At 69.1% G+C, this 17,893-nt stretch carries 14 protein-coding genes and 3 pseudogenes; 6 read left to right on the top strand and 11 right to left on the bottom strand.

Going from position 1 to position 17,893, the window contains the following annotated elements:
• Nucleotides 1-189: 189 nt before the first annotated feature.
• The 6 genes and pseudogenes from OHA89_RS08855 to OHA89_RS08830 all read right to left on the bottom strand — a co-directional run bounded on the left by OHA89_RS08855 (nt 190) and on the right by OHA89_RS08830 (nt 7,021).
• Entirely contained in the window at nt 190-633 is a 444-nt protein-coding gene (locus OHA89_RS08855; protein ID WP_266615326.1) for an RICIN domain-containing protein, read from the bottom strand.
• Between the two features lie 24 nt (nt 634-657).
• Nucleotides 658-2,265: pseudogene (locus OHA89_RS08850) on the bottom strand (glycoside hydrolase 43 family protein); the annotation flags it as partial.
• A gap of 225 nt (nt 2,266-2,490) precedes the next feature.
• On the bottom strand, nt 2,491-4,293 hold the full coding sequence (locus tag OHA89_RS08845; RefSeq protein WP_266614062.1) for a family 43 glycosylhydrolase: 1,803 nt from the start codon (nt 4,291-4,293) through the stop codon (nt 2,491-2,493).
• Nucleotides 4,294-5,050: 757 nt separating this feature from the next.
• A pseudogene (locus tag OHA89_RS08840) lies at nt 5,051-5,208 on the bottom strand (radical SAM protein); the annotation flags it as partial.
• A 9-nt stretch (nt 5,209-5,217) separates the two neighbouring features.
• Nucleotides 5,218-6,558: an MFS transporter gene (locus tag OHA89_RS08835; protein ID WP_266614060.1), complete on the bottom strand. Its 1,341-nt coding sequence runs from the start codon at nt 6,556-6,558 to the stop codon at nt 5,218-5,220.
• 70 nt (nt 6,559-6,628) lie between these two features.
• Complete coding sequence (locus OHA89_RS08830) at nt 6,629-7,021, bottom strand: ester cyclase (protein ID WP_266614058.1); 393 nt, start codon at nt 7,019-7,021, stop codon at nt 6,629-6,631.
• A gap of 126 nt (nt 7,022-7,147) precedes the next feature.
• Between OHA89_RS08830 and OHA89_RS08825 the strand changes: the two genes are divergently transcribed.
• From OHA89_RS08825 to OHA89_RS08810, 4 genes and pseudogenes are all read left to right on the top strand, one after another.
• Nucleotides 7,148-7,726 carry a PadR family transcriptional regulator gene (locus OHA89_RS08825; RefSeq protein ID WP_266614056.1) on the top strand — a complete coding sequence of 193 codons (579 nt, stop codon included), beginning with the start codon at nt 7,148-7,150 and terminating at the stop codon, nt 7,724-7,726.
• Nucleotides 7,727-7,960: pseudogene (locus OHA89_RS08820) on the top strand (NADPH:quinone reductase); the annotation flags it as partial.
• A 49-nt stretch (nt 7,961-8,009) separates the two neighbouring features.
• Nucleotides 8,010-8,204 (top strand): hypothetical protein, encoded by a 195-nt coding sequence (locus OHA89_RS08815; RefSeq protein WP_406365826.1) that lies wholly within the window; start codon nt 8,010-8,012, stop codon nt 8,202-8,204.
• 299 nt (nt 8,205-8,503) lie between these two features.
• Entirely contained in the window at nt 8,504-9,904 is a 1,401-nt protein-coding gene (locus OHA89_RS08810; protein ID WP_266614053.1) for a glycoside hydrolase family 43 protein, read from the top strand.
• A gap of 214 nt (nt 9,905-10,118) precedes the next feature.
• On the opposite strand, the gene OHA89_RS08805 is transcribed toward OHA89_RS08810, so the two are convergent.
• The 5 genes from OHA89_RS08805 to OHA89_RS08785 all read right to left on the bottom strand — a co-directional run bounded on the left by OHA89_RS08805 (nt 10,119) and on the right by OHA89_RS08785 (nt 14,782).
• Nucleotides 10,119-10,268 carry a prealbumin-like fold domain-containing protein gene (locus OHA89_RS08805; RefSeq protein ID WP_266614052.1) on the bottom strand — a complete coding sequence of 50 codons (150 nt, stop codon included), beginning with the start codon at nt 10,266-10,268 and terminating at the stop codon, nt 10,119-10,121.
• A gap of 11 nt (nt 10,269-10,279) precedes the next feature.
• Nucleotides 10,280-10,519 carry a GNAT family N-acetyltransferase gene (locus OHA89_RS08800; protein ID WP_406365825.1) on the bottom strand — a complete coding sequence of 80 codons (240 nt, stop codon included), beginning with the start codon at nt 10,517-10,519 and terminating at the stop codon, nt 10,280-10,282.
• A 33-nt stretch (nt 10,520-10,552) separates the two neighbouring features.
• Complete coding sequence (locus OHA89_RS08795; RefSeq protein WP_266614050.1) at nt 10,553-10,705, bottom strand: hypothetical protein; 153 nt, start codon at nt 10,703-10,705, stop codon at nt 10,553-10,555.
• Nucleotides 10,706-10,711: 6 nt separating this feature from the next.
• Complete coding sequence (locus tag OHA89_RS08790; protein WP_406365824.1) at nt 10,712-12,427, bottom strand: cellulose-binding protein; 1,716 nt, start codon at nt 12,425-12,427, stop codon at nt 10,712-10,714.
• Nucleotides 12,428-13,612: 1,185 nt separating this feature from the next.
• The gene (locus tag OHA89_RS08785) at nt 13,613-14,782 is read right to left on the bottom strand and encodes a magnesium and cobalt transport protein CorA (protein WP_406365823.1); all 1,170 of its coding nucleotides are present in this window, start codon (nt 14,780-14,782) and stop codon (nt 13,613-13,615) included.
• A gap of 132 nt (nt 14,783-14,914) precedes the next feature.
• On the opposite strand from OHA89_RS08785, the gene OHA89_RS08780 reads away from it, so the two are divergent.
• Both OHA89_RS08780 and OHA89_RS08775 read left to right on the top strand, forming a co-directional pair.
• Complete coding sequence (locus OHA89_RS08780; protein ID WP_266614006.1) at nt 14,915-16,063, top strand: winged helix DNA-binding domain-containing protein; 1,149 nt, start codon at nt 14,915-14,917, stop codon at nt 16,061-16,063.
• Nucleotides 16,064-16,108: 45 nt separating this feature from the next.
• Nucleotides 16,109-17,848, top strand: coding sequence for an AMP-binding protein (locus OHA89_RS08775; protein WP_406365822.1), 1,740 nt, complete (start codon nt 16,109-16,111; stop codon nt 17,846-17,848).
• The last annotated feature ends 45 nt before the right edge of the window (nt 17,849-17,893 follow it).

Here is a 17,893-nt window from a genome sequence, read left to right as displayed (position 1 = left end):
CGCAGCGGTCAGGACCGGGCAACCCGGCGTTCGATCCTCTTCAGAAAGGGTTGCCGTCCGGTCCAAGATTTTTTCGGACCTCGCTGTCGGCCGTGCGACCTCGGGCGCGCGCAGACCGAAGCTCCCCTTGCCCAGCGGGCAGGGGGAGTTTCGGTGGGCTTGAACCGGATACCGGTGTCAGCAGGAGGACTAGCCCGTGGAGCCGACGCGGACGAGCTTCCACTGCTGGTTCACGCCGCCCCAGTCCGAATACTGGACGATGCCGGTCCCGTCGGCGGAGGAGAAGCCCGGTACCTCGACGGCCTTCCCGCTGTTGCGGTTGATCAACCGGACGTATCCGTCCGGTGAGTCCACCAACCGGAACTGCTGGTTCACGCCACCGTGGTCGCTCCACTGGTGGATGGCGGCGTTGTCGGCCGTCGACCAGCCGGAGACGTCCAGCAGCTTGCCGGAGTGCCTCGCCTTCAACCGGTAGTAGCCGCCACCGGAGTCCACGAACTGGAACTGCTGGTTGGGCCCGTCGTACCGGGCCCACTGCGTGAGCGCCGCTCCGTCAGCGGAGCTCACGCCCGCCACGTCCAGTGCCTTGCCGCTGTTGCGGTTGACCATGACGTACCAGGCGTTGGTGTCCACAGGGGCCGCCGGCGCGTGCGCGCGCAACTCGAAGCGTTCCACCAGCACTTCGCCGCCAAGGGCCCGGGTGGCGTGGTTGAAGACGGCGAAGCGGTGGCCCATGAAGAAGTGAGGCCTATCGCTCATGGTGAAGGCCGGGCCGAGCCGGGTGAAGGTGGTGCCGTCGGTGCTGTAGGAGAATGTCGCCTGGCGGCCCGGCCCCGGGCTGATGTCGGCGGCGGCGCGCAGCCAGACGCGGCTGCCGGACGCGGGGAGGTCGGCGCGGGCCTGCTCGGTGCCGGTGCTGCTGGTGTTCCAGTTGGCGTCCATGGTCAGGCCGTCGAACATCACCAGCCTGCTGGCGCCGTCCTGCCGCGTGACGCCGATCCAGGCGGAGGAGTCCCGCAGCATCGCCAGCCCGGCCCGGTCGCCGTGCGCCATCCCGGAGCAGTCGAGCACGACGGTCGCGGTGGAGGCGGGGCCCTGGATGCGGCGGGTGAGGGTGTTACGGGCGATATAGAGGTCGTCGGTGACGGTGGCGGTCCTGAGGGTGAGCCCGTTGTTGACGGTGAACGCGGCGGTGTCGGGGTTGTGGTTCCACTCCCAGTACGGCGCCAGCGCCGTTCCCTGGAAGGTGTCGGCGCCGATCATCGGCGGGAGCGGGTGCGGGGTGACCGGGTAGGGGTATGTCTCGCCCCACGTGCCGTTGACGGTCTGGAGCTCGGGCCAGCCCTCGGCGTTCCAGGTGACCGGGGCCAGGGCGGGGACGCGGCCGCCGGGATAGGCGTCGATGAAGCCCATGTAATACCAGTCGCCGTTCGGGGTGTCGACCAGCGAGCCCTGGTGCGGTATGCCGCCGCCGGGAATCGGGCCGGGCAGGTCCAACAGCACCTCCCGCATCGTGTACGGGCCGAAGGGGCCTGATGTGGATTTCCAGATGTACTGGCCGTTGGGCGGGCGGGTGACGAAGATGTAGTAGTTCCCGTTGATCTTGTAGAAGCGGGAGCCCTCCATATAGTGCAACGAGTCGGGCTTGGTGAGCACGTGCTCGGACCTGACCTCGGTGCGCATGTCCGTGGAGAGCTGCGCGACGCGGATCTCGTTGGCGCCGTACGCCACGTACGGGGTGCCGTCGTCGTCGAAGAGCAGCCCCGCGTCGTAGTAATTGCTGCCGATCTCGGCGTGCCGGGTCCAGGGGCCCGCCGCGTTGGTGGCTCTGTATACGTACGACCGCTGCCCGCCGATCTGGCCCACCCAGTAGAAGGTCCCGTCGCTGGGGCGGTGGCGCATCGAGGACGCATAGATGCCCTGGACGTACGCCCGTCCGCCCTTGAGGTCGTACGCGTCGCCGAAGTCGAGGACCGGCACCGAGTGGCCGATGAACTCCCAGTTGACCAGGTCGTAGGAGCGCAGGACGGGCGCGCCCGGCGAGAAGTGCATGGTCGAGCCGGTGTAGTAGTACGCGTCGCCGACGCGGATGACCTCGAGGTCGGCGAAGTCTTGCCAGATCACCGGGTTGGTGAACCGCTCCTGCTGGGCCGTCGTGGCCGCCGCCGCGCTCGCGCCTATCGCCGGCAGCGTGGTGCCCGCGACCAGGCCGGCGGTGGCCGCCATGACTTTCCGGCGGCTGTGGGGGTGTTGGAGCCAGGACATACGAGATCAGCTTCCTCACGCGTGGGGGACCGAGAGCCGAAGTGTTAGCGTTAACATTTCCGAGGACGAGTCGTGCAGGGGGTGATCTGAGTGCGCCGCGCCCTGCACCTCGTTGACGTGACCCGAGGGCTGACCCAGGCCGGGCGGCGAGATGAAGCCGTCGCGCAAAGGCCCTGGACAGGGTCGGGCACCGGGTTGCCGGCCCGGGCCCGACCCTGTGTTGGTTCAGCTCTTGCCGGTCAGGCGCCAGACCTGGTTCTTCTTGGTGGCCAGGGCACTGGCGGAGTCACAGGTCCACTGGTGGACCAATGCTCCGACGGCGGTGGAGATCCCGCTGACGTCCACGCACTTGCCGCTGTGCACCGCGACGAGCTGGTAGTCGTTGGCGGCGACATGCCGCAGCGTGAACTGCTGGTTCGTGCCACCGTGGCAGGTCCACTGGTGGACCGCCTCACCGTCGGCGGTGGAGACACCGCGGATGTCGAGGCACTTGCCGCTGTGGCGGTTCACCAGGGAGTAGGTGTCCGCCACCCCTTGCACCGGACGGAAGTCGAACCGCTGTTCCTCACCCGCGCCGCAGGTGTACTGCCGGTACTGAGTGCCGTCGGTGGTGCTCTGGTTGGGGTCGTCCAGGCAGTGCCCGCTGTGCTGGGCGACGGCGGTTGACGAGAAGGTGGACTGGCCGGTGGTGAACTGCCACCAGTTCATATTGAACAGGTACCCGCTGCCACCGGCGAAGCGCAGGTACAGATCGTGGGTCCCGGTCGCACCGGTAACAGGGCACGAGACCGTGCTCCAGGTCTGCCAGCCTCCGGTGCCCGACACCGTGCATGTCCCGACCGTCGGCCCAGTAGCACTGTCCAGGTGCAGCTCAACTCGGCCGCCGCTGGTGTTTGAGGCCACCCTGGCGGTGAACGAGCCGGCACCGGTGCCGAATGCCACGCCCTTGACCTTGATGTAATCGCCGTTTTCAATCCAGCTGATGCTCATCCCGCCCTCGCTGGAGGGTTCGGTTTCGATGCCGCTGCCCCACGCGATGGACTCGGCTTCCTGGCGGACATAAGGATCGAGCGTGCCGGCCTGCGGCGCCCCGGCCGTCGTCATATTGATCGTCGGGATCGTTCCGTCAGCGTTGTAGGAAAATTTCTCCACTGCGACCGAGCGGGTGAAGCCGCCGCCGCCCGGGAGGGCGCCGTTGTGATAGAAGAAATACGAGTTGCCCTGAAAGTCCACGATGCCCGCGTGGTTGGTGAAGCTGTTGCCCTGGGCGGGCATGACTGTTCCGCGGTAGGTCCACGGTCCGGTCGGGCTGGGTGCCGTGGAGTAGGCGATGAACTCCGAGCAGCACTTGGCCGCATACACCATGTAGTACAGGCCGTTCCGCTTGTAGACCCAGGGCGCTTCTTCGTACAGCGTGGGACGGTCGGGGTTGTCGGTGCGGGATCCGAAGCCCTCGGTGGTGAGCGGAATTCTGACGGGGCTGCCTGCATAGGACGTCATGTCCGCGTTCAGCTTGACGTACCACAGGTTCGGGTTACCCCAGTACAGGTAGGCCTGGCCGTCGTCGTCGATGAAGACGGTCGGGTCGATCTCACTGTTCTCCACCAGCGGGTGGCCGAGGGCGTCCCGGAACGGGCCGGTGGGGCTGTCCGACACCGCCACGCCGATGGCGAATTGGCCGGTCGCCCGGACCGACACCGGCACGTACCAGTAGAACTTGCCGTCCCGTTCGACGGCCTGGCCCGCCCACGCATTGGCGCCCGCCCAGCTGAAGGTGTTCAGGCTGAGCGGTGAGCCGTGGTCGGTCCAGTTGACCATGTCGGCGGAGGACCACACCCGCCAGTCATGCATCACGAAGGAGGAGGTGGAGCCGTCCTCGTCGTGCCCGGTGTAGAGGTAGACCCGCCCGTTGTGCACCAGTGGGGCAGGGTCGGCGGTGTAGACGTGCTGCACGATCGGGTTGTCGGCCCTGGCCGCTGTGGGATGCACCGCGGCGGGAAGGGCGGCGAACGCCAATATGAGGATCATCAGCACCCAGGCTGCCCGGGCTGGGCTCGTACCGGCGGCGGGTGACCTCACTGCGGTCGAGTGAGCCGTTGGCCTGTGGACGGCGGTACTGGCCATGGTGTGGTCCTTCCTGGTGCTGCGCCTCGGGGACTGAGCAGCTGGTCAGAAGCGGAGGAGGGACGTTGCTGCGCTGGGGGTGTGGTCAGTGCGAACCGTGCGATGCGGACGGAGCCGCCGAGCGCTGACGCTCCGTCAGACCGTCTTCGCCTACTCGGATGCCGGGCGGGCGGCCGCTGCCTGCACGGGAGTTGGTGGTGTCGGCCATTGTGCTGCCTTTCGGTCGTCCGGGCCGGTGACCGTGTCCCGCATCGGGGCGGTTGGTCATCTGGATTGGTGCGCTGAACTGCGCGAACGGACTGTTTGTCCGGGGCGGCGGCAAGACGTGACCCCTGCGGGGTGGGGATGCCGGGCCTCCGGCGCATTGTTAGCGCTAACAACTTGAAAGTCGAACATCCGGTGTGTTGCAGGGAGAAAACCACGGCACATGAGCGGCCGTCAAGTACCCGCGTCGCAACCTGCCCGTCACTGAGACGTCATCAGAATCTCGTCCTGTCAAAGTTGCTGACGGGACGGACGTGAGCTGCCGTGCCAGCCGGGTCTGCTCACCCTGCAGCGCTGACCCCGCCTGATCCACGGTGATCGCGATGTGGTGCGGTCCGCCGACGCGTAGACGAGCTGTCTACGGCGTGGCCATTTATGCGAGCGGCACCTTGGAAGGCTTGGAGCCGTCCGGGACCCGGTTGGCGATCGACTTGCGTGGACCTCGTGGAAGGTGATGCCGAGGAACTCCGGGGTGTCGAAGGTCCGGGTACGCACTGTGCCCGGGGCGAAGAGTGCGGCGGGCCCGGCGGCGTCGGTGAGGTTGTTCCAGCGCACGAAGTCTGCTCAGCGGGCTTGGGGTTCGGGTTCCGGGGTGAGATGGCCGGGCTGGGGTGCACGGATGGCTGGCGCGGTTTCCGGGAGGCGGCGCAGGACGGGCAGGACGGCCAGGGCAGTGGCGGCGACCAGGGCGCCGGGGATCAGGGCCCAGCCGGTGGAGTCGACCAGGGCCTGGGAGGCGTAAGGGGTGAGTCCGCCGAAGAGGGCGGTAGCAGCGGTGGCGCCGAGCGCGAGGCCGCTGAGGCGCTGGGCGACGGGGAACTGTTCAGCGATCGCGGAGGCCGCGACCGCGCTGATGCCGCCTGCCACGCAGGCCAGGACGACCGCGCCGGTGAGTGCGGCGGCGAAGCTGCCCTGGGTCATCAGGCCGAACATGGCCGGCGGCAGGATCACCGCCAGGGCACCGAAGAGCGTGAGTGCGGGGCGGCGGCCGACCCGGTCGGACAGGGCACCCGCGAACGGCGTGACGACGATGACGGCGAGGGCCGCGATGGTCGACAGCCACAGGGCGTCGGACTCCCTGAAGCCGCTGACCGCGCCGAGGTAGGTGGGGACGTAGCTGATGCCGACGTAGTACGTCACCGAGCCGAGCGCCGAGATCGCGAACGTCCGGTAGAGCGCGGGGCGCTGGGTGCGCAGAGTGGTCATCAGTGGGCCCGCCCCCTTGGTGTCGGGCGGGGGCTGCTGCTCGAAGGCGGGGGATTCGCGCATGGTGGAGCGGGCGATCAGCACCGTGGTGGCGAGCAGCGCGCCGAACAGGAAGGGAATGCGCCACCCCCACGCGTCCAGGGCGGGACCGGGGACGAGGGTGACGGTGAGGGCAGTGACCCCGGCGGCGAGCAGCGCACCGATCTCGCTGGCGGCGGAGGCCAGCGAGGCGACCAGGCCGCGCCGGTGGGGTGCGGCGCCTTCGACCAGGTAGGCGGTGACGCCGGTGTACTCGCCGCCGACGGCGAAGCCCATGACACAGCGCAGCAGCAACAGCAGAACCCCGGCGGCGGAGCCGATCTGGTCGCGGGTCGGGAGCAGGGCGGTGGCCAGCATCGCGGAGGTCATCACCGCCATCGAGCCGAGCAGCACCTTGCGGCGCCCGAGCCGGTCCCCGATGTGGCCGAAGGTCATCGCGCCGAGCGGGCGCATCAGGTAGGCGACGGCGAAGACCGCCAGGGTGATCAGGAGCGAGGTGGAGCCGGTGCCGAAGAACACCCGGGACAGCACGGTGGTCATGTACAGGTACAGCGTGAAGTCGTACCACTCCACGACGGTGGACAGGGCCGCCACCAGAATGGAGGACCGGGGCAGGACGGCTATCGCCTGAGCGGGCGGTGCGGGTGCGAGGGATTCCACGATGTGCCTTGCGGGAGGGCGGCAGCGCGGACCTGGACGGTTGCGCGGGAGGAGGAGGCGACTGTCTGCCTCACGGCGCCGGTACGGCGCCGATCTGCTGCATCACCCCGAGGAGGTCGGGCTGGCCCCGTTCGCCGACGATCCGGCCGTCGGCCAGGTAGTAGAAGTTCATGGCCTGCACCGCGATCTTGTTGCCGCTCGCCGGGATCCCGAAGAATTCACCGCCGTGGGTTCCCCGCATGGTGAACCGCGCGGCCACGGTGTCGCCTTCGGTGACCGTCTCCTCCAGCGTCCACTGAACGTCGGGGAAGGCGCTGCGCATCATCTCGATGACTTCCATGTACCCATCGGGCCCCCGCAGTGGTTCCGGGTGGCTTGGCGCGTGGAACACCGCGTCCGGAGAAATGACCTCGCGGGCGAGATCCTCGTTGCCCGTGTTGATGAACTCGACGAAGCGGTTCATCACTGACTCGGTGGACTGCGATTGCATCTTGCTGTGCCTCTCCAGAGACGTTTGGGCGGGTGCCTACGAGCGTAACATCGAATCGATGTTCACATCGATTCGATGTCCATGTGCGAAGATGAACTCATGCTGGAACTCGCGATACTCGGCTTCCTCGCCGAGGGACCCCTGCCTGGACACGAGCTGCGCCGCCGCATCTCACAGCTGACCGGATACACGCGGCCGGTCAGCGACGGCAGCCTGTATCCGGCGATCAATCGCCTGACCAAGGCGGGCTTGATCGAGCGGCGCGCCGACCCGGCCGCGGGGGCGGCCCGGTACGTGCTCAGCCTGACCGCGGCCGGACGGGCCGAAATGCTTCAGCGCCTGTGCAAGCCCGCTGACCACGAGATCACCGACTTCACCCGGTTCTACATCGTCCTGGCATTCCTCTCCCACCTGCCCGACGTGGCCGAACGGCACGCGGTGCTGCGCAGACGGCTGGAGTTCCTGGAAGAACCGGCGAGCTTCTTCTACGACAACGAGCGGCCCCTGCGTGCCGAGGAGGTCGCCGACCCCTACCGGCGGGGCATGCTGCTCACCGCCCGCGCCACCAGTCGCGCGGAGCGGACCTGGCTGCGCGAGACCCTCGGGGAGGAACCGCCCGTATTCGACACCGGATGCACCGACAGCGATCCGCATGCCCCCGCCGCTCCCGCGAGCTGAATCCCCTTCTGGCCTCTGCTGTTCAACAACGTCACCCTGCGACTGCTCGGCAGCGACGACTTCCCCGCCGAGGCCAAGCGCCAGGCCGCCCGCGACCTCACCTCCGCCGCCGCCGTCGGCGCCCTCACCGTCGCCGTCGGCGACCGTCACCCACTGGACGACATCGCCAAGGCCCACGACCACGTCGACGCCGGCGGTGGCCACGGCCGAATCCTGCTCACCATCCCCCAATAGCGCAGACGGAGTGCTGGCCGGCCACCGGGGGAGGGGCGTCGCGCTGGCGATGAAGCTTCTGGCGATCAGCTTCGCGCGTTCGCACGGCGTGCACTGGATGCGGGCCTTCCACCACCCGGGCAACGCTGCGGCCATCGGCATGAACCGGCGGCTGGGCTTCGTCGAGGCCGACGTGCCCGTCCGGGACGAGGGATCGGGTCGGGCTGCCATTCCCGGCCGGGCAGCGGGACGACCTTGCGCGTGACCTTGACGCGCTACTCGGGCTGACTCATAGTGATGGCCACCGAGCCGCTCTCATCTACCGCGTGACCTGGCTAAATTGATTGTTAGCGCTAACATTCGATCCTGCTTCCACCGTCCCGCACTCCCGACGGGCTGGGCTCCACGGAACGGGCAGCAACCTCCCGCCCCGGGACGCAACGTCCGCGACCACCCGCGGGACCCGTGCATCCCGTGGTCCGGGCGCCCCCGCCCAGCACTGCGACGGTGCATGCCGTGACTGCCGAGAACGGCCGCCCGCCCCCCACGCACCCTGGAGCGCAAATGACCGCAACAACCGGCTCCGGCCCCCACCCGTCGCGACGCCTGTTCCTCGGTATGGCCGCCACCGTCCCGCTGGCCCTGTCCGGAACGCTGGCCCTGGGCGCGCGGCCCGCCTACGCCGCGGACGCGGCCTACGTCATGGGCTACTTCACCGAGTCCGCGACCATGCTGGAGGCCGACTACGGCCTGCACCTGGCGGTCAGCACCGACGGCCTGCGCTGGATGCCGCTCAACCAGAACAACCCCGTGGTGACCCCGACCGCGGGTGCGGGCGGTCTGCGTGATCCGTTCATCATGCGCAAGCAGGACGGCACCTTCGTCGTCCTCGCCACCGACCTCAAGGGCACCGACTGGGGCTACAACAGCCAGTACATCCACGTCTGGGACTCCGCGGACCTGCGCACCCTCACCGGCTACCGCCGGCTGAAGCTGCACGACATGGTGACCCACAGCTGGGCACCCGAGGCGTTCTGGGACGCCGGCCGCGGCGAGTACGGGATCATCTACTCGTCGGTCAATGCCAGCGGCCACAACGTGCTCATGGTGAACTACACCACCAACTTCCAGACGGTGACGTCCCCGCAGGTCTTCTTCGACCCCGGCTACGACATCATCGACGGCAACCTCGCCGTGGGCGTGAACGGCGTCAACTACCTCTACTACAGGGGGAGGGACCAGGCCCTCGTGGGCGCGCGGTCGACCACCCTGCAGCCGGGCAGCTTCACGCCCTTCAGCACGGCGGCCGCCCACGGCGGCACCGAGGCGCCGACCCTGGTGAAGTCCCTGACCTCCGGATCCTGGTACCTGTGGGGCGACACCTACACGCCGAACGGCGTCTTCTACGCCTGGCAGAGCAACGACCTCGCCGCCGGCACCTGGACCGCGCTGGACCAGCGCGACTACACCCAGCCCCTCAACTCCAAGCACTGCACCATCGCGACGATCACCACGACCGAGTACGACAACCTCGTGGCGAAGTGGGGCAGCCCCGCCTGGAACCGGCTGAAGTCCTACAACTACCCCGACCGTTACGTCCGTCATGCCAACTCCGTCGGCCGGATTGATATCTACCCGTTCGACCCGTACACCGACTCGCAGTGGAAGCTCGTACGCGGCCTGGCCGACAGCGCGGGCGTGTCCTTCCAGTCGGTCGACTTCCCGACCCGCTACCTGCGGCACTCCAACTACGACCTGCGGCTGGAAGAGAACGACGGCACCGCGACCTTCGCCGCGGACGCCACGTTCCACAGGACCGCCGGCCTGGCCGACTCCTCCTGGTCGTCCTTCCGTTCGCACAACTTCCCGACGCATTACATCCGGCACACTGGCTACGTCCTGCGCATCGACCCGATCGCCACCACCACGGAGAAGGCCGACGCCACGTTCCACGTCGGCTACTGACGGGGGTCGGCTCGGACCTTTGGCTTCACGGCCGTTGGGAAACGCCGGCCTGGTCCCTTCGGGGTGAACCCGAAGGGACCAGGCGGTGTCCGTGGGGAGATCGACCCGGACGGGCCCGTCGACCGTACGCGGTGGGGCAGGGGGAAGTCCGGTTACGGAAGGTGAACGCGGGCGCGTGTCTTGACGCGCACCGCGCGGGGCTGGCTTCATGTGCCTACGAATGGGAGTGCTCCCAGCGGTGCGGTGCTTTGGTCTCCTGCCAGTAGTAGCTCCCCAGCGGGACGGTCGCGGTGCAGACACCGTCGGCGCCGGTGGTGCAGGTGGCGCCCACGGACGTGTCCGGGGCGGCGCTACCGGTCTGCAACAGGCCGGAGATCAGCAGCGGGGCGGGGCGCAGCGATCGGCGCTGCCTCCTGCGGTGCGCCAGACGTAGCGCCAGTTCCGGTAGATGCCCCGCGTGGTGGCATCGGTGGAGTCTGCGAACAGCACCGACCCGGTCTCGTCCCGGAAGGTCAGAACGGCGTCGTGGAGTCGCCGTTCGATGCCCTGACCCCGCCAGGCGGGCAACACCGCCAGGTCCCCGAAGATCGCGAAGTCCTCACGCGGCAGTTCCACGGTGGCTCGGAACGCAGCCGCCTGCGGGCCGCCTCACGGGCCGGGACCGGTGCCGAGGTAGGCCAGGTCCAGGTCAACGACCCCGGCCTTGTTTGTTACCTGACCGCCGACGCCGGCGCGGAGGCCGACGGCCCGGCGCGCACGCCACGGGTGGGTGGCGTGGCTGCCGGGCCGTCGGTCACTCACGCGGTCTCACTTCCCGTGCAAAGCCTTGCGGTGACGTCCGCGAAGCACCAGGACGCTGCCGGCAGCGATGACCAGCAGGCCACCGATGGCGCTGTACGTGACAGCGTTGCCCGCCCCGGTGGAAGCCAGGTCGCCGGACGTGCTGCTCGGGGTCGGCTGGCCCACGGGTATGCCTTTCTCCGCCTGCGCACGGGTGCCGGTCGTGCCGGAGGCGGAGACAACCGGCGTGGGGGCGGTCGGCGTGGGGGCGGGCGTCGGCTTGTCAGCGCCGGCGGTCCCCGACGCGGGCTTCAGCTGAAGAGTCGTGATCGAGTACGGCGGCAGCGTCTGTGCGACCGCCGTGCCCCGCTCCGCCGTCGTCAGGGCGGTATCTCCCTTGCCGTACGAAACGGTCGTGACCGCCCCTGCGGCCGGGGTGAATCCGGCGTACGAGAGCGACACCTCCGCCGCGTTCTCCGGGCTCTTGTTGGTCAGCATGACGTTCAGACCGCCGTTGCTGCTCCGCACCGCGTGCACAGTGACCGACGAGTTGCCCGAGGACGACTTGACTATGGTGTCACCAGGCTGCGCCAGTGCGGTCAGGGAGCGGATGCCCCAGTAGGTGGGGAAGGTTGTGTCGCGCGGCGGTTGGCACTTCCCCCCGGCGCAGGTTCCAGCGGAGAGAATGCCCCCGTCCTGGTAGTCGGTCTGGCCGTGGACGGTGGTGGGTGCTTGGTCCGTGCCGTTGTGCAGGTTCCACCAGTCCACGTGGGTGGCGCCCTGCTCGAACCAGGTCATGTAGGTGTCCGGCGCGAACAGGGCTGCGGCCTGGCTGGTCAAGGCGGGCGAGCCGACGGCGTCGGTCTCGGTGACCGCGATCTCCACCGAAGCGGCGCGCGAGCCCGTGTACTTGGCGATCAGCGAGCGCAGCTCGGACGTGGTAGCGGCGATCCGGGAGGGGGTGTTCAGCAGGTCGGCCGTGGTGGTGCCGCCCGGATACCAGTGGACGATGACGAAGTCGATCGAGCTTCCCGCGATGGAGAGCACCGTGTTGTTCCAGTCGGCGGTGTCACCGGGAGCCTTCTCCTTGTCCGGCCAGCCGCCGGGGGTGGTGAGCACCGCTCCGATCTTCACCGTCGGGTCCACGGCCTTCATCGCCTTCGAGTAGGCGACCAGGTTCTTCCCGTACTCCCTCGGGCTCTTGTCGGCGTGATCGTCTCTTTCCCAGCCCTTGCCGTTGCCGTAGTGCCCGTTGCCGTAGACTTCGTTGCCGATCTCCCAGTACTTAACGCCGTAACCCTTGTCGACGTTGGAGTACTTGACCCAGTCGGCGGCCTCCTGGGCGGTGCCGGAACCGTAGTTCGCGGTCAGGATCGGCTGGGCGCCGACCTTCTTCGCGATGTCCATGAAGCGGTCGAAGTTGGTGTTGGAGGGGATCCAGCCCTTGCCGTCGCCGGAGGTGTGGGTCTTCCAGTGGTATTCGTCCGCGCCGGAACCGCCGGGATAGCGCAGCTGCCGAACTCCCGCGGCCTTCATCAGCGAGGTCACATTGGCGTCCCCCATGTGCTCGTCGCCGAAGCCCAGATTGAGGCCGACACCACTGCTGGGCACCGTGCCCAAGGAGGTACCGGCGTCCACCTTGATGCCGACGGTCTCCGCGGCGCCCGCGCTGGGCGCCAGGGCGCCGACACCGGCCGAGGCGGCGAGCACCGCCACCGCCCCCGCGACAAAGCGCCGGCGCATCCGGCTACGGCGGGGCGTGCGCTCCCGAGGCATCTGCTGCTCGGCGGATCTCGGGTTGTCTGGTGACACGTGGGGCTCCGATCGGGGGTGTTGACACAGAGGGCGTAGCGCCGCTGACCACGGCTCGTCTTCGTCGGTACACCCCTAAGTGGCCACTCGGAGCGGAAAGGTTGCCGCCTCAATCTTTTTTCTCCGAGACGCGGTCGCACCGTCTCACCGGACCCGGTGACCCCGTGACACGCCCGGGCTGGTCCTTGCCGCCGGGGTCGCGGCCAGGAGCGCCACCTCGGAGCGTCTATCAGTAGGTGCCCGTCCTGGCGCTGGACAGCTTGTTCCCGTCCACCACCGCGTGACGCCACCGGTGGTGCCGCTCGTTGGGCCCGGGTGACAACTCCTCCCCCGCTCCCGTCCGACCCCGGCGACCGGCCGCACCCGGCGGCGGCCGCGGCGGGCTGCCACCTGTGCCCCGACGGCACACCCGCCGTCCCCGCACTGACCGTGACCGTGCGGTCGGCCACCATCGGCCCGGTCAGACGAGTACGGCTGTGCCGCTTCGCAAGTGACGTCTGCGGGGTAACGGTCGTTGAACGTGAGTCAGCGCAGTGCACACAAACCCCGAGTCCCGTCATGGTCTCGGGGTTTCGTGCTGCCCGGCAGGCACCCCGGCCCGGTCTCACAGCTCGGACCGGCAACGCCGAGGACGATCCGCCCCCGACCCGGTGGACCGGCGGCTCCGAACTGGACAAATGGTTGTGCCCAACACCCTGCTTAGGGCCCGTAACAGGATCATGATCGGTGCTTCTTGAGTCGCCGCCAGCAGATGAGGCTGCATGCGAGGGAGACGAACGCGTCGTGGTGTGCTCGGTGCGGCGTTCCCATCGGACGGCGAGTCGTTTGAACTGGTGGAGCAGGGCGAAGGTCTGCTCGACGACGTAGCGGAGCTTGCCCATGCCCCCGGGCAGGCTCGTTGCGGCGGGCGCAAGGCGCTGACTGCCCTTCGTTTCTCCCCAGATTCCCCCAGGGCGCGCCGACGCGCAAAAAGGGCTGGTCACAGGCTTGCCGGGGCAGGGTGAGGAGATCACCCACATCTATTCCCCCCAGAACCCCCCCACGGACGCTTCTGGGTCGATCTGTGAGTGATGCGAAAGCGAAGTGCGAAGGACGCCTGAGCGTCACGCGAGGGGCTTAGAGCCAGTCCCGTCGCTTGAAAATTACGTACAAACTGACGCAGACCATCCCCATGAGGCAGATCGCCAAGGGGTATCCGAAGGTCCAGCCCAACTCGGGCATGGACTCAAAGTTCATGCCGTAAATCGTTCCGACGAGTGTGGGAGCAAACAAAATGGCAGCCCATGAGGAAATCTTCTTGATTTCCTCGTTCTGTTCGAAGCCGGCCTCGGCCAAGGCGCGCATTTCGGCGTTCTGTTGTTGGGAGACCAGGGTGGCGTTCACCGTCAGGATTTCCGTCAGGGCCTGGCGGAAGCCGTCGACGCGTTCGCTGGTGTGGGTGACGTGGTCGGCCACGTCGCGGAGGTAGCGCTGGAGTTCCTCGTCCGTGCCGTACTTCGCGAAGCCCGCCATCAGGCCGTGGAGCATGCCGACCAGGGGGCGGGTGGCGCGCTGGAACTCGACCATTTCGCGGGAGAGTTCGTAGATGCGGCGGGAGACCGCCGGGTCGCCGCGGAAGACCTCCGTCTCGATCTCGTCGATGTCGGTCTGGACGCCCTCGACGACCGGGGCGTAGCCGTCGACCACCGCGTCGAGGATGGCGTACAGGGCCGCCTCCGGGCCGAGGGACAGGAGTTCAGGGTTCTCCTCCATGCGGCGGCGGACGCTGGAGAGGTCCGGGGCGCCGCCGTGCCGGACCGTGATCAGGAAGTCCGGGCCGACGAAGATGTGGAGCTCGCCGAAGTCCACCTCCTCCTGGGCGTCGAGGTAGCGGGCGGCGCGCAGGACGACGAAGAGGGTGTCGCCGTAGCGCTCCAGCTTGGGGCGCTGGTGGGCCTCGAGCGCGTCCTCGACGGCGAGTTCGTGGAGGTTGAACTCGGCGGCGAGCGAATGCAGTTCGGGCTCGGTCGGGCGGTGCAGGCCGATCCAGGCCATGCCGTCCGGCTCCTCGTGCAGCTTCCGGAAGGTGTCCGCCAGGGTGGCGGGGGAGGCGACGCGGCGGCCGTCGCGGTAGACCGCCGAGTCGATCACGCTGCGATGGTTCGGGGGCGTGGGAACCGGCGGTGCGGGCTGCGGGGCGGCCGGGGGGCCGGCCGGGGGAGTGGCGGGCGGGGATGCGGGGCGACGCCATCCCGCGCGCTTTCCGGCGGACGGAGGCGAGGGGCGGCGGTCTGGGCGCTCCGACATCGCAGGTCAGCTCCCGGTCGAACGTCTGTTTACGGGCAAGGTGCAGGATATACGGGCGTTCCGTGCACGGACTCGCCGCCGACCTCCGAGATGAGGACAGTACGTGTCCGCAAGGAGGGCTAGCTTGCTGTCATGGCCTCCAGGACACCGCACCCCGTACTCGACAACCGCGCACTCAACCGTGCCACGCTCGCCCGCCAGCTCCTGCTGAGCCGCGCCGAGATGTCCGCGCGTGACGCCGTCGGGCACCTCCTCGGACTCCAGGCGCAGAACGTGAAACCCCCCTACTTCCAGCTCCACGCCCGCCTCGCCGGCTTCCGCCCCGCCGAGCTGGCCGGGCTCATGGAGTCCCGGGAGGTGGTCCGGATGGTCACCATGCGGTCGACGATCCACACGCACACCGCGGACGACGCCCTGACGCTGCGGCCCCTGGTCCAGCCCGCCCGCGACCGCGAGGTGAACTACTTCCGCAAGGGGCTCGCCGGCGTGGACCTGGAACGGCTCGCCGAACTCGCCCGCGCCTTCGTCGACGCCGAACCGCGCACCATGGCGGAGCTCCGCGAGGAACTGCTCAAGGAATGGCCCGACGCCGACCCGCAGTCCCTCTCAGTCGCCGCCCGCTGCCGGCTGCCGCTGGTCCAGGTCACCCCCCGCGGCGTGTGGGGGCGCAGCGGCCAGGTCCGGCTCACCACCGTGGAGAACTGGCTCGGGCGGCCCGCCGGCGAGGCGCAGCCCGTGGACGAGGTCGTCCTGCGCTACCTCGCCGCCTTCGGGCCCGCCTCCGTGAAGGACATGCAGATCTGGGCCGGCCTCACCCGGCTGCGCGAGGCCTTCGAGCGGCTGCGCCCCGGTCTGGCCGTCTTCCGGGACGAGAACGGCGTGGAGCTCTTCGATCTGCCCGACGCGCCCCGGCCCGACGCGGACACCCCGGCGCCGCCCCGCTTCCTCCCCGAATTCGACAACCTCCTGCTCTCGCACGCCGACCGCACCCGCGTGGTCGCCCCCGAGATCAAGGGCCGCACCTGGACGGGGAACCAGGCCCACTGCACCCTGCTCGTCGACGGATTCCTCGCCGGCCTCTGGAAGCGGGACGGGAACACCCTCACCGTGCAGCTGTTCCAGGAGACCTCCGCGGCGCGCAAGGAGGAGATCGCCGCCGAGGGCGAGCTGATGCTCGGCGCGATGGGCGGCCCCGAAAGCCCCGAGAGTACCGAGGGCACCGCCGACGGCACCGAAGAGCCGGGCAAGGTCTCCGTACGCTTCGCGTCAATCCACGGCTGACGCAGCGCTGGTGGTCCGTACGCCCCACGCGGCACGATGCCTGGCATGACGACCGAGAGCAGCGCGAACACCGAGACCGGCGACAGCACCGACCCCACGCACAGCAGCGCCGCCGCCCAGTTCCTGGCCGCGCGGGACTTCCTGCTGGACCGCCGCGGTGACTACGAGGGTGCCCGCGCCGGATTCACCTGGCCCCGCCCCCACCGCTTCAACTGGGCGCTGGACTGGTTCGACCGCATCGCCGCCGGGAACACCGCCGACGCCCTGCGCATCGTCGAGGAGGACGGCAGCAGCGAGGCCGTCTCCTTCCAGGAACTGTCCGTACGGTCCGACACGGCCGCCGGCTGGCTGCGCGAGCAGGGCGTCGCGCCCGGCGACCGGGTCCTGGTCATGCTCGGCAACCAGCGCGAACTGTGGGAGGTCATGCTCGGCGCGATGAAACTGCGTTCCGTCGTCATCCCCGCCACCCCGCTGCTCGGCCCGGCCGACCTGCGCGACCGCATCGAGCGCGGTCACGTACGCCACGTCATCGCGCGCGCCGCGGACACCGCCAAGTTCGACGAGGTACCGGGCACCTACACCCGGATCGCCGCGGGACCGGAGGTCCCCGCCGACTGGCGGCGGCTGGCCGACATGTACGACGCCGAGCACACCGCCCGGGGCGCCTTCACACCCGACGGCGAAACCCTCGCCACCGACCCGCTGATGCTGTACTTCACCTCCGGCACCACCGCCCGCCCCAAGCTCGTGGAGCACACGCACGCCTCGTACCCCATCGGGCACCTCTCCACCATGTACTGGCTCGGGCTGCGCCCCGGCGACGTCCACCTCAACATCGCCTCGCCCGGCTGGGCCAAGCACGCCTGGTCCAACCTCTTCGCCCCCTGGAACGCCGGGGCCACCGTCTTCGTCCACAACTACACCCGCTTCGACGCCGAGCGGCTGATGGACGAGATGGACCGGCACGGCGTTACCACCTTCTGCGCCCCGCCCACCGTGTGGCGGATGCTGATCCAGTCCGACCTCACCCGGCTCGCCAACCCGCCGCGCGAGGCCGTCGCCGCCGGCGAGCCGCTCAACCCGGAGGTCATCGAGAAGGTCCGCCAGGCCTGGGGCGTCACCATCCGGGACGGGTTCGGCCAGACCGAGACCACCCTGCAGGTCGGCAACTTCCCCGGCGAGCCGGTCAAGCCCGGCTCCATGGGCCGTCCCGCGCCCGGCTACGAGATCGTCCTCCTGGACCCCGTCACCGGTAAGGAGTCCCCCGACGAGGGCGAACTCTGCGTCGACCTGCGCGTCAGGCCCGCCGGGGTGACCACCGGCTACCGCGACGACCCGGAGCGCACCGCGGAGGCCATGGCGGACGGGCTCTACCGCACCGGGGACATCGCCTCGCGCGACGCCGACGGCTACCTCACCTACGTCGGGCGCTCCGACGACGTCTTCAAGGCCTCCGACTACAAGATCAGCCCGTTCGAGCTGGAGAGCGCCCTGCTGGAGCACGAGGCCGTCGCCGAGGCGGCCGTCGTCCCCGCCCCGGACGCGCTGCGCCTCGCCGTGCCGAAGGCGTACGTCACCCTCGCCGCGGGCTGGGAGCCCGGGCCGGAGACGGCCCGGGCACTGTTCGAGCACTCCCGCGCGGTGCTGTCCCCGTACAAGCGGATCCGCCGCATCGAGTTCGGCGAGCTCCCGAAGACCGTCTCCGGCAAGATCCGCCGGGTGGAGCTGCGGGAGCTCACCGCGGCCGGCGCGGCGGGGGAGTACGACGAGGCCGACCTCGACTGAGGCTCGCTCACGAGGGCAACGAGAACCGCTGGAGAAACGAGAGGC

It is taken from the genome of Streptomyces sp. NBC_01546, assembly GCF_045208355.1.
Taxonomy (GTDB): Bacteria; Actinomycetota; Actinomycetes; order Streptomycetales; family Streptomycetaceae; genus Streptomyces.
This window is presented reverse-complemented; position numbering and strand designations above follow the sequence as displayed.